Below are 11,665 nucleotides of genomic sequence, written 5' to 3' on the forward strand. Positions count from 1 at the left end.
GTCCCCATCGTGCCGGGAGATCGCTGGGAACCGTCCCCATCGTGCCGGGGGATCGTTGGGGACGGTTCCTAACGTGCCGTCGCTGGAGTCGGTTCAGGTCTCGTCGGTGGTGGCGCGGAGGGCGGCGGCGTCCTCGACCTCCTCGCGGGAGAGGCCGAGCAGGAACAGGACCGCGTCCAGGTAGGGAAGGCTGAGCGCCGTGTCGGCCTTCGCGCGCACGGCCGGCTTGGCGTTGAAGGCCACGCCGAGGCCGGCGGCGGCGAGCATGTCGAGGTCGTTGGCTCCGTCGCCGATCGCGATCGTGCGGGACAGCGGCAGCCCCTCGGCGACCGCCCACTCGCGGAGCTTCGCCGCCTTGGTCGCCCGGTCGACGACCGGTCCGGACACCCGCCCGGTGAGGTGGCCGTCGACGGCCTCCAGCGCGTTCGCGTGCGCGTAGGTGATGCCCAGGCTCTCGGCCAGCGGACCGACCACCTCGATGAAGCCGCCGGAGACCAGCCCGATCGACAGGCCCAGGTCCCGAAGGGTGGCCACCAGCGTGCGGGCGCCGGGGGTGAGCCGCAGTTCGGCGCGGACCTCGTCGAACACGCTCACCGGAAGCCCCGCGAGCAACGACACCCGCTCCCGCAGGCTGTCGGCGAAGTCGAGCTCGCCACGCATCGCCCGCTCGGTGACGTCCCTCACCTGCGCTTCGCACCCTGCCCGCGCGGCCAGCAGTTCGATCACCTCGTCGCGGATCAGGGTGGAGTCGACGTCCATCACGATCAGGCGCCGACCCTGGCGGGCGAGGCCGGCCGGCGAGATCGACACGTCGAAGCCGGACGCCGCGGCCGCCGCGGCGAGGGCTGGACGCAGCGCAGCCGGGTCGGCACCGGAGACCCAGAACTCGATGCTGGTCAGCGGCGTGCGGGACAGGCGTCGGCTGCGGTCGACGTTGCCGCCGTGCTCGGCGATGATGCGGGTGACGATCGCGAGGTGCCCGGTGCGCAGGGGCCGACCCAGCGCGGTGACGATCGTCCGGTTGTGCCGTGGCGGGTTGTCGCCGACGCCCTCGGTGAGCTGGACGGACAGTCCCAGCCGCGCGCACGAGCCGGCCAGCCGGTCCTGCAGCCGGTCGTGGCCGACGGCGGGGACGGCCAGCAGGACGCCGATGCTCAGCTGGCCGCGCACCACGGTCTGCTCGAGGTCGAGGACCTCAGCCTCGGAGTACGCGATCGCGTCCAGCACCCTGGTCAGCTGACCGGGGTGGTCAACCCCCGTGATGGTGGCGGCAAGCGTGTAGGCGGACTCGGCCATGGACGAATCCTTCCACGGCCGCGACGGGCACCCGGACGCGGACCCGGCGCGCGGACGCCGCTCACTGTGAGTTCACCCACCGTGTTCGGTGGACGAACTCACAGTGAACCGGTGCCTGGCCGGCGCGGTCAGACCAGGCCGAGGGCTGCGAACGCGTGGGCGAGTCCGTCGTCGTCGACGTGGTCGGTGACGAGGTCGGCGACGGCCTTGAGCTCTTCAGGCGCGTTGCCCATGGCGACGCCGGTACCGCAGGTGGTGAGCAGCTCGAGGTCGCTGCGAGCATCCCCGACACCGATCAGGTCGCTCAACGGGACGCCGAGGTGCGCGGCGAGGCGCTCCACGGCGGCGCCCTTGTGGATCCCGAATTGGCCGAACTCACCGAACTCCGGCCCGGTGCCCGTCGCGCTCCAGGTGTCGATCCGGGCCCGCCCGGCGAACTCCCGGGCCAGGCCGTCGAGGTCCAGGCCGGGGACGAGCGCGAAGCTGATCTTGTTCACGTCCGCCCGCGCGGTCACCGTCCCGTAGTGCATGCCGGCGAACACCCCGCGGACGAAGGCCTCCCCGTCGGCGCCCGGACGTCCGATCGCCACGGCGGCGGCCTCGGGGAGGTTCGCGCTCGCGAAAAGTCCCGCGTTGCACTCCAGGTAGTAACCGAGCGCCCGCTCGTCCAGCCACGCGATCGCCCGCGCGACGACGTCCGCGTCCATCGCCTGGTGGAACACGACCCGGCCGGCGTCCTCGACGTAGCTGCCGTTCCCGCCGATCAGCCCGTCCACGCCGAGGTCCCACAGTTCGGGGTACACCTCGGCGCGGCTGCGTCCCGTGCACAGGTAGACCTTGTGCCCGTTGGCCCGGGCTCCGCAGACAGCGGCCGCGGCGCTGGCCGGCAGTTCGGCCCGGTAGTTGAGCAGCGTCCCGTCGATGTCGAGCAGCACCACGCGTGGGTGCACGGACACCGTCATTCCGCACCGCCCCGTGCCGGAGTGGTGCGTGCCGGCGGCCGGGCCGCGGGGACGACGAGCAGGGCCAGCACCGACACCACGCCCACGACCAGCAGCGCCCTCAGCACGCCGAAGTGGTCACCGAGGAAGCCCAGCAGCGGGGGCCCGGCGAGGAACGCGGTGTAGCCCAGCGTCGAGACCACCGACAGCCGCATCGGCGCTCTGGCCGGGTCGTCCGCCGCGGCCGACATGCCGACCGGGAAGCCCATCGACGCCCCGAGCCCCCAGATCGCGCAGCCGATGAACGCCACCGTGGTGTTGCCGAAGACGACCAGCAGGCAACCGAGGATCGCCGCGCCGAACAGCACCCGCAGCACGGGGACGCGGCCGTACCGGTCCAGCAGCCCGGTGCCGAGGATCCGGCCGGCTGTCATGAACGAGAGGAACACGGCCAAGGCCACCACGCCGAGCGCGTTGTCGAGGTCGTGACCGTCGACGAAGGCGACCGCCATCCAGTCGTTCGCCGTGCCCTCCGTGAAGGCTGCGGCCAGCACCATCAGGCCGATCAGCAGGGTGCGCGGCTCCAGCCACGCCGACCGCTGCGACACCGGTGCCACGGACGCGTCCGGGCTCTCGCCACCCTCATCGAAGGCCGGAAGGAAGCGCGCGGTGCCCCACACCACGGCGATGGCGGTGAGGACGGCGACGACGCCCAGGTGGACGGCCACCGGGACCCGCAGCCAGACCAGGCCCGCGCCGATCAGCGCGGCCAGGACGGTGCCGCCGCTGAACGCCGCGTGGAACCACGGCATGATCGCCCGGTCGAGGGCCCGCTCGATGATCGTGCCCTCGAGGTTCTGGGCGACGTCCCAGATCCCCGAGCCCATGCCGAGCAGGAACAGCCCCGGCATCACCAGGTACATGCCGAGGTGGGCCTGGACGGCGATCCCCGCCCACGCGATACCCGGCACCACGAGCGCCATGCCGAGCCGGACGGTGTTCGCCGCGCCGATCCGGTGCGCGATCCGTCCGGCCGCGGGAAGGCCGAGCAGGGAGCCGATCGAGACCGAGAGCAGCAGGATCGCCAGCAGGCCGGGGGTCAGGGCGAGCGCCTCCTTCACGTCCGGCACCCGGGACATCCAGGACGCGAACGCGAAGCCGTTCACCGCGAACACCACCAGGTCGCCGGTGCGGGCGGACGCGACCGCGCCGGTCGCCCTCGGTTGCGCCGTCATGTCAGGACCTCCGTCAGCTTGCACCCTTGAGAAGGTATGTGACTGAATGATCATGTGCAACGATCAATTCGGCACAAGTTGATCATCCAGTCGCTCCAGACCAGCGGCCTCCTCAGGGTCGAGCAGCTGGCCGACCTCACCGGTGCCTCCCAGGTCACGATCCGGCGCGACCTCGTCGACCTGGAGGCCCACGGCGCCCTGCGGCGCGTCCCCGGAGGTGCCGCACGGACCGTCAAGGACGGCGGCGCCGTCCCGTACAGCGTCCGGATCACCGAGGACAGGGAGGTCAAGGCGAGGCTCGCCGCGGCGGTGGCGGGGCTGATCGCCGACTACGAGTCCGTGATCATCGACAACGGCACCACCTGCCACGCGGTCGCTCAGGAACTCGCCGGGCGTCCGATCACCGCGCTGTGCCTGTCCCTCCACGCGGCCGTCGCGCTCGGCTCGACGCCGGGGGCGCGGGTGATCATCCCCGGCGGACCGGTCGAGCCCGACACGCTCGCCCTGCTCGGCAGCCAGGCGATCGACGCGGTGCGCAGCATGCGCGCCGACGCTCTCGTGATCGGCGCCTGTTCGGCGTCCGCGACCCGCGGGCTCACGTCCACGCTGTACGAGGACGCGCTGATCAAGCGGGCGAGCATCGAGTCCTCCACCCGGCGCATCCTCGTCACCGTGGCCGACAAGCTCAACCGCACGTCCAACTTCCGCTTCGGCGTCCCCGCCGACCTCACCCACCTGGTGATCACCGACGACGCGTCCGCCGACCTGCTCGCCCTCTTCCGCGAGGACGGGGTGGAGGTCATCACGGTGTAGCCGAAGTGCCCGCTCGGCGTTCTTGCTCCCGAAAGGCGGCCTTGCTCCCGGAATTCGGGGAGCAAGGCCGCCTTTCGGGAGCAAACGCGGGGGGGAGAGAGGACGCGTGCTCAGGCACGGGTGGACGGGGTCCCGCGACCTCGGGGCGCAGACCAACCTCTCGCCGAAGGCGACCACGCCGGCGATCAGTCGTCCTCGTCGCTGATCGGCGCGCTCCTGTCCTCGCGCTCGGACCAGCACAGGTACGCCCACGCGCCCGACACCAGTCGGCGGCGTCCCTCCTTGGTCAACGGCAGCACGGTCGTCTCCCTCGTCGTGCGCAAGTAGCGCTTGGTGAGGACGAACACCTCCGAATCACCGCTGGGGTCGATCCTCGGCGCGGACGGACGGCGGGAGAGCCACTCGCAGGCGCGGTCGCCCTCGGCCAGGACCTCTGCCGGGTGCGCCCTTGCCCAGGCCAGGTCCGCCGCGGTGCCCGGGTTGAGCATGTAGGTGGCGACATAGTTCTGATAGGCGTCGACGTCCCGCGGGTGCAGCATCCTGCCCACGACCGGCGGTCCGGCGACGACTGCTGTCGCGACGACGGTCGCGGCCGCGAGACCCCAAGTGGTCACCGATGCGAAGCGGTTCACGACCTCCAGTGTGACACTCGGGGCGGAGCCCCCCGTCCGCCGCCGGGAGCGAATCGCCGTCCAGCCCCGCGTTTGCTCCCGAAAGGCGGCCTTGCTCCCGGAGTTCGGGGAGCAAGGCCGCCTTTCGGGAGCAAACGCGTAGCGGAGGGGCGTCCAGGCCGGCCGGCGCGGCCGAGCGCCTACTTCGACGCGGGGATGGCGGCCAGGATGTCGATCACCAGGGCCTGGGCCTGGGTGCCGCTGTCCTCGTCGGCGGCGAAGGTGAGCAGGATCCGGGAGCCGACCTTCTTGCCGACGGTGGCGGAGCCGCCACCGGACGTGACGGTCTGGTAGGAGCTCGACCAACTGGACGACGTCTCCCCTCCCCAGTAGCCGCCGACCGCCTGGTAGAGGACCGTGTCGGTGTCGGTGATCTCCGCGCCGGTCCCCTCCGCGATCACGACCACCTTCTCCTCCTCCGGAGCGGAGCTGCCGTCGGCGAACGTGAGGGTGGGCTCCGCGCCGAGGTCCCCTGTGACCGTGACGCCGTCGGGCAGAGCCGCCCCGGTCAGGGTGGCAGAGCTCAGCGCCTCGGTGGTCACTGCTGTCGTCGAGAGGACGTCCACGACGAAGACCAGCGTCGACCCGGCAGGGATCGAGTCGGTCGCCTCGTCGCCGTAGCCGTAGTCCGGGGGCACCACGATGACCACGCGGTCGCCGACCTTGGTGCCGGCCAGCCCGTACTTCCACCCCTCCACGACCTGGTTGAGCGAGAAGCCGGCCGGCTCGCCGCTGTCGTAGGAGGAGTCGAACTGGGTGCCGTCCTTCCACAGGAAGCCCGCGTAGTTGACGGTCACGTAGTCGTCGGAGCCAACGACGGCCCCGTCCCCCGCGGTGAGCGTCTTCACCGAGATCACGCTCGGGGGATCGGACTCGACGGTCTTCATCGTCGGGATCCCCTTCGCGCTGAAGGTGATCGTGGGGAGCTCGCCCTGCGGGTCGCGGTCGACCTCGGGAGCGTCGGCGTCGACCTCTGCGCTCGCGGACGCCGACGTCGACGGCTGGCTGGACGCGTCCGTCGGCGCCGAGCAGCCGGTCAGGGCCAGGACGAGCCCGAGGAGGGCGGTGGACAGCGTTCGTGGTGTCATCGTGGGGAGAACTCTCTGCAGTCGCACGCGAGCTGCGGGTCGGGTACTGGAGCCGGCGTCGGTCCCGGCTGGGGACAGAGTGGCTCTCCCCCGAGGCTAGCCAACCGGCTTGTGCGCAACCTGTGAGTCGTCGCGCGGGTCGGCTCGGCGGCGACGACCGGCGCGTCCAGCCAGGGCCGTGGCCAGCGCCGCGGCGAGGGTCATTGCTGCGCAGGTGGCGAAGACGCCCGGGTAGCTCCAGGGCGTGGACGCGATGCCGATCACCGGCCCGGCGATGATGGAGCCGACCCGACGCGTGTTCGTGTAAAGCCCGGTGGCGATGCCCGGCCGGGGGATGAGGTCCTGGAACAGGGTCAGCCCGACCCCGGAGATCGCGGCGAAGAACCACGCGTTCGGGACCTGGAGGACCAGCAGCACCGGGACGCTCGTCGCGAAGGCCATTCCTGCGTAGTACACGACGCCGGCTGCGCAGCCGGTGAGCAGCAGCACGAGCGGCGAGCGGGTACCGCTGAGCCGGCCGAGGGCCAGCAACGCCGGGATCTCCAGGGCCGCGGCCAGCCCGAGCGCGATCCCCGCCCAGAACACCGGCAACCCCAGGTACTCGCTGACGTAGAGGGTGAGCGCGGAGACGGCGGCGGCGTTGGTGGCCTGGGCGAGGACGAACGCGACCACGATCACCGCGACCCGTCCGTTCGGGACGCGGGCCGCCTCCGGCTGTTCGTTGGCGGCGCCGCCGTGGACGGGCGCCGCCGCGGGCTCCGGACGCCGGCTGCGGCGCAGCATAACGAGCGTGAGCGCGACCGTCCCGGTGCCGATCACGGCGATGGCGACGAGGCTGGCCCGGTCCCCGAACCAGCCCATCAACGCGGTCGCCACCGGCGGCCCCGCCACCCACGCGAACGAGATCACCGCCCTGGTGTTCACGATCTCGCCGGGGGGCGCGCCGCTGTGTCGCAGGTGGGCGAACAGCAGGGCGCCGCCGACGCCGGCCGGGCCGCCGAGGACCACCAGCGCGACGGTGGCCACCGCGAGGTTGGTCGCCACGGCGAGGGCGATCGCGAGCGCGACCGTCAGCAGCGCGCAGGCCATCAGCCCCAGCAGGTACTGGCCGCGCCGGTCCGCCCACCCGGGCAGGACGAGCGAGAAGACGAACCCGCTGGCGTTGTAGATGGCCAGCACCCAGCCCACCTCCCCCGGCGTCGCCCCGTACACGCCGACCAGGATCAGGGCGAGCGCAGGGCTGAGGAACGCGAACTGCAGCCCCCACAGCAGTGCGGTGAGCGGGACGAGCGGACGCTTCAGCACCGCCGCACCCGCTCCCCCTCGGACGCGTCCGGACCGGCGGAACACCCCCGAGGCGCGTGCCGGATGCTCACTCGCCGGACGCCTGCGCCGGGGCGACCTCGTTGACCGCGGCGAGCCCGTTCAGCGTCCGCGGGTACCCGATGTAGGGCACGAGCTGGCTGAGCACGTCGATCAGGCGGTGGCGGTCGTTGCCCATGCGCAGGTTGCCGGCGACGTGGCCACGCACCTGCGGGTCGCAGCCGCCGTGGGCGACCAGCAGCACGAAGGTGAGCAGTTCCCTGGTCACCAGGTCGATCCCGTCGCGGGTGTAGTGGTCGCCGAAGCAGTTCGCGGTCAGCCAGTCCTGGATGTGCTTCTCCTCGGGACGCGCCGAGGAGTGCATCGTCTGCAGGCGGTCCTCGCCGACGATCTGCGCCTGCGCGTCCCAGCCCCGGTCGAACCGCGTCTGCGGCGTGGTCGTGGACTGGCCGGGCAGCGGCAGCTCGACGCCGCGCGCGGTGAGTACATCGTTGGTCAGGTGCAGGAAGTCCAGCACCTTCCCGATCCCGAGGTAGGCGACGGCCTGGTAGAGCAGTTCCTTGACCTCGACGGGGCTCACGCCGTTCGTGAGCGCCGCACCGAGCATCACCCGACACTCCCCCTGCGCCTGGCAGGCGACCAGCGCGGCCAGCACGGCCAGCAGCCGGGTGTGCTCGTCCACGTCGCCGTGCGCGAGGACCTCGTCGAAGGCGAAGTTGCCGAAGTACTCCACCAGTTCCGGGTCGGTCACCGAGAGGTTGGACACCCCGTCCCCGAACAACCGGTCGTGGTTCGCTCTGGCGGCGTCACTGACAGCCATCCACTCCTCCTGCACAGCGGGGACGCGGCGGCCGCCGCGTCGGGTACGACCACCCCACCACGCTCGCGGCCCTTGTGGAAGGCACTACCAGTACTCCTCAGCCCGGCTACGCTGGCCGTAAGGGAGGTGCTGGCCAGGATGCATGGACACCGGAGTTTCGCGAAGACGGACAGCCCTGTGGCACGCGGGGCCGTGATCGCCGTGGCCGTGGTGGACGTGGGGCTGCGTGCGTGGGCGCTCGTCGACCTGGTGAAGCGGCCGCAGGCCGGGGTGAACGGGCCGCGGGCGGCATGGGCGGTCGCCCTGGCCGTCGTGAACTCCGCGGGCGTGCTGCCCGCCGCCTACCTGCTCTGGGGCCGCCGCTCCGGCTGAGCGGCGGCGGCACGGCAGGAACCGTCCCCATCGTGCCGGGCACGAAGGAACCGTCCCCGCGTACCGCGGCACGTGAGGAACCATCCCCGGCGTGCCGGCGGCTCAGCGCGGGCGGTGGCCGCGGCCTCCGAACAGGACGGTGAGCAGCGGGAGCGCGGAGACCCCCATCAGGACCTTCGCGAGCACGGGCTCGGCCGCGTAGAGCAGGGCCCCGGCGACGATCAGCGCGGCGAAGACCAGCGCGGCGGTCATCCGGTTCAGGGTGCGGTCGAGGCGTCGCGCGCTGAGCTCCACCATCGGGATCCGCACGGCGAGTTCGCCGCGTTCCACCGTGGCCAGGACACGGTCGGCCCGTCCCGGGAGCGCCACCAGGGTCTGGAGGGCGCCCTTGGCGGTGTCGAGCAGGCCCGACATGAGCGGGTTGTCCCCGTCCTCGTCGTCGGACACGAGCCGGTTGACGTAGGGGGTGAGCGCCGACCACAGGTTGAAGTCGGGGTTCAGCCCGGTGCACAGGCCGGAGAGGATCATGAGGCTGCGGCCCAGCATCAGCAGGTTCTCGGGCAGCTGGAACGGCATGCTCACCATCAGGTCACGGAACTGCAGGCCGAAGCTCATCATGTCGTCGTGGCTGATCGAGCGCAGGTCGTTCATCCCCATTCCGCCGAACCGGTCGAACACCTGGGCCGCGGCGAGTTCGAGCCCCTTGGTGTCGGCGGTGGGCAGGAGGAAGTCGAGGGTGCGGAACGCCCCGATCAGGCGCGCGGCGTCCTGCAGGGCAACGGCGACGAGGGCGTCCCGCAGCCCGGCGCGAAGGGTGTCCGGGACGCGTCCGACCATGCCGAAGTCGACGAACGTCAGCCGGAAGTCGCCCTCCTCGCCGACGGGTTCGACGAACAGGTTCCCGGGGTGCGGGTCGGCGTGGAACAGGCCGTCCTCGACGATCTGGGAGAGGTAGGTGTCGACCAGGACGTCCGCCACCCGCGCGAGTTCGACGCCCGCGGCCGTGATGGCGGCGTGGTCGCCGATCGGGATCGCGGTGACGTCCTCGAGGGTGAGCACGCGGCGGGTGGAGCTCTCCCAGGCCACCTCAGGGACGCGCAGGCGCCCGTCGTCGGCGAAGGCCTCCCGGAAGTGGGCGGCGTTGCGGGCCTCGCCCTCGTAGTCGATCTCCTCCATGCTGGTGGTGGCGAACTCCTCCACCAGTGCCGGCACGTCGGCCCGGTCGCTGACGGGACGGTAGCGGGAGAGCCAGCCGGCGACCTTGCGCAGGGCGTCGAGGTCGACCTCGACGATGCGGTCGATGTCGGGGCGCTGGATCTTCACCACCACGTCCGCGAACCCGGCCTCCTCCGCGTCCTCGGGACGCAGGACAGCCCGGTGCGCCTGGCCGAGCGAGGCGGCGGCGACCGGGGTCTGCTCGAAGGACGCGAACGCCTCGCTCAGCGGCCGGCCCAGATCTGCCTCGGCGACGGCGCGGACGGCGTCGAAGGGGGCGGCGGGGACCGCGTCCTGCAGGCCGGAGAGCTCGTCGGTGATCTCGGCGGGCAGCACGTCCAGGCGGGTGGACAGGAACTGGCCGACCTTGATCATCAGGCCGCCGAGCGTGACGGCCAGACCCCGGAAGCTCGCGGCGGTCCGGCGGTTGCGCGCGGGCCGGCGGGAGTCCGCCCACCGGCCCAGGCCGAGCCGCGGCAGGACGATCTCCCACCAGATGAACCCGAGCGTCATCCGGCCGAAGAAGCGGAGGATGCGCCGGTACCGGGCGCGCAGCTGTGCCGACGTCACCGGCGGCTCAGTTCTCGGCGAGCAGCGCGTAGACCTGCTTGCGGGCGGCGTCCAGGATCTCGGCGGTCGACTCGATCAGCGCCTTGTCCCCCGTCCGGCTCGCCTGGGCGACCGCCTGCGCGAGGCGTCCGCCGGCCCTGCGCAGGTCGACCAGCCCGCTCATCCCGCCGGAGGCCACGGCCACGTCCCACGGCGCGGGCGCCTCGGCGAGGCCCTCGGCCTCGGACCGGCCGGTGTCGGTGAGGGAGTAGACGCGCTTGCCCGTGCTCTCCGCGGCGGAGATCAGGCCCTCGTCCGCGAGCAGCTGGAGGGCGGGGTACACCGAACCGGCGCTCGGGGTCCACTGCCCGTCACTGCGCCGGGACAACTCCTGGATGATCTGGTAGCCGTGCATCGGCTGCTCGGCGAGGACGAGCAGGATCGCCGAGCGGGTGTCCCCTCGCCGTGCCCTCCCGTGCGGGCCGAAGCCTGCGTGGTGCAGCGAGCCCAGGCCGAACTCGGTCAGGCTGCGCAGCAGCGCCTCGCCGTCCTTGCCCCAGACAGATCCTCCGCGTGAATGGGCCATTGCACACCTTCCCGTCATATAGCGATAGGTCGTTAACTATCGTAGCGACGATGGCCAAGTCGGCGTGAACACCCCGGAGCTCAGGAGCGGGCCGCGAGCCGGTCATGCCGGACGGATCAGGCAGGCTCCCGGCACGGCGAACGGCTCGAGGCGGCGCGGCTCGGGGGAGACGGCGTCGACCAGTCCCTGGTGGATGCCGCAGACCACGTCCGGGTGCCGCAGGGCGGACGCGAGCAGCGGGCAGGTTCGCAGGGCGAGCCCGTCGGGCGTCTCCTCCGGGGCGAAGCCCTGCCCGGCGAGGATGTCGTACAGGCCCCGCCCGGAGCCGTCGACGAGGCGGTCACCCCAGCTGCGTCCGACCGAGTGTGCGGCGGCCACCGGGTCGGGATCGGCGGCGAGGTGATCGGCGATCGCCTCGACCAGCGCACCCTCGGCCCCGCGGTCGGGATCCTCCAGCGCCACCTGGCGCCCCGCGACCGTGGCCACCCAGCCGCGCGCAGGGCGGCCGCGGCCCGACGGGGGCAGCGTGTGCTCGGTCACGAAGCCGTCGGCGAGCAGGTTCTCGAGCTGCATCCTGGTGGTGTTGGGGTGCCCTCCCAGCTCCGCGACGAGCTCAGTGAGCGTCGCCGGTCCGTGCTGGACGAGGGCGCGCAGCACCCGCAGCGACGCCTCGCGCGGACGGTCGTCCCGTGCCGGTCGCGGACCGCGCTGGACGGGAGAGGTGACCACGGCGCCACTCTAGTGCTATTTTCTCCA

The 11,665-nt window shown here is 72.2% G+C and carries 12 protein-coding genes; 2 read left to right on the plus strand and 10 right to left on the minus strand.

Annotation, left to right across the window (positions count from 1 at the left end; translation table 11 throughout):
• Nucleotides 1–93 precede the first annotated feature (93 nt).
• The 3 genes from serB to QM779_RS12020 all read right to left on the minus strand — a co-directional run bounded on the left by serB (nt 94) and on the right by QM779_RS12020 (nt 3,472).
• Nucleotides 94–1,296, minus strand: coding sequence for a phosphoserine phosphatase SerB (gene serB, locus QM779_RS12010; RefSeq protein WP_428535488.1), 1,203 nt, complete (start codon nt 1,294–1,296; stop codon nt 94–96).
• A 128-nt stretch (nt 1,297–1,424) separates the two neighbouring features.
• The gene (locus QM779_RS12015; RefSeq protein WP_428535490.1) at nt 1,425–2,258 is read right to left on the minus strand and encodes a Cof-type HAD-IIB family hydrolase; all 834 of its coding nucleotides are present in this window, start codon (nt 2,256–2,258) and stop codon (nt 1,425–1,427) included.
• The gene (locus QM779_RS12020) at nt 2,255–3,472 is read right to left on the minus strand and encodes an MFS transporter (protein WP_428535492.1); all 1,218 of its coding nucleotides are present in this window, start codon (nt 3,470–3,472) and stop codon (nt 2,255–2,257) included. Before QM779_RS12020 ends, QM779_RS12015 begins: the two co-directional genes overlap by 4 nt.
• A gap of 54 nt (nt 3,473–3,526) precedes the next feature.
• On the opposite strand from QM779_RS12020, the gene QM779_RS12025 reads away from it, so the two are divergent.
• Nucleotides 3,527–4,285 carry a DeoR/GlpR family DNA-binding transcription regulator gene (locus tag QM779_RS12025; RefSeq protein WP_428535494.1) on the plus strand — a complete coding sequence of 253 codons (759 nt, stop codon included), beginning with the start codon at nt 3,527–3,529 and terminating at the stop codon, nt 4,283–4,285.
• 185 nt (nt 4,286–4,470) lie between these two features.
• Here QM779_RS12025 and QM779_RS12030 read toward each other — a convergent pair whose 3' ends face one another.
• From QM779_RS12030 to QM779_RS12045, 4 genes are all read right to left on the minus strand, one after another.
• A complete protein-coding gene (locus tag QM779_RS12030) occupies nt 4,471–4,917 on the minus strand; it encodes a hypothetical protein (protein ID WP_428535496.1) in 447 nt (148 codons plus the stop codon).
• 179 nt (nt 4,918–5,096) lie between these two features.
• Nucleotides 5,097–6,044 carry an FKBP-type peptidyl-prolyl cis-trans isomerase gene (locus QM779_RS12035; protein ID WP_428535498.1) on the minus strand — a complete coding sequence of 316 codons (948 nt, stop codon included), beginning with the start codon at nt 6,042–6,044 and terminating at the stop codon, nt 5,097–5,099.
• A 96-nt stretch (nt 6,045–6,140) separates the two neighbouring features.
• Entirely contained in the window at nt 6,141–7,349 is a 1,209-nt protein-coding gene (locus QM779_RS12040; protein WP_428535500.1) for an MFS transporter, read from the minus strand.
• Nucleotides 7,350–7,416: 67 nt separating this feature from the next.
• On the minus strand, nt 7,417–8,187 hold the full coding sequence (locus QM779_RS12045; protein WP_428535502.1) for a carboxymuconolactone decarboxylase family protein: 771 nt from the start codon (nt 8,185–8,187) through the stop codon (nt 7,417–7,419).
• Between the two features lie 177 nt (nt 8,188–8,364).
• Between QM779_RS12045 and QM779_RS12050 the strand changes: the two genes are divergently transcribed.
• Nucleotides 8,365–8,559: a DUF5652 family protein gene (locus tag QM779_RS12050; protein WP_428535504.1), complete on the plus strand. Its 195-nt coding sequence runs from the start codon at nt 8,365–8,367 to the stop codon at nt 8,557–8,559.
• A gap of 102 nt (nt 8,560–8,661) precedes the next feature.
• Here QM779_RS12050 and QM779_RS12055 read toward each other — a convergent pair whose 3' ends face one another.
• The 3 genes from QM779_RS12055 to QM779_RS12065 all read right to left on the minus strand — a co-directional run bounded on the left by QM779_RS12055 (nt 8,662) and on the right by QM779_RS12065 (nt 11,638).
• Nucleotides 8,662–10,344 carry an ABC1 kinase family protein gene (locus QM779_RS12055; RefSeq protein ID WP_428535506.1) on the minus strand — a complete coding sequence of 561 codons (1,683 nt, stop codon included), beginning with the start codon at nt 10,342–10,344 and terminating at the stop codon, nt 8,662–8,664.
• A 7-nt stretch (nt 10,345–10,351) separates the two neighbouring features.
• On the minus strand, nt 10,352–10,909 hold the full coding sequence (locus tag QM779_RS12060) for a PadR family transcriptional regulator (protein WP_428535508.1): 558 nt from the start codon (nt 10,907–10,909) through the stop codon (nt 10,352–10,354).
• Between the two features lie 102 nt (nt 10,910–11,011).
• A complete protein-coding gene (locus QM779_RS12065) occupies nt 11,012–11,638 on the minus strand; it encodes a helix-turn-helix transcriptional regulator (RefSeq protein WP_428535510.1) in 627 nt (208 codons plus the stop codon).
• Nucleotides 11,639–11,665 lie beyond the last annotated feature (27 nt).

The organism is Propionicimonas sp. (assembly GCF_049840635.1).
In the GTDB taxonomy this organism is placed as follows: Bacteria; Actinomycetota; Actinomycetes; order Propionibacteriales; family Propionibacteriaceae; genus Propionicimonas.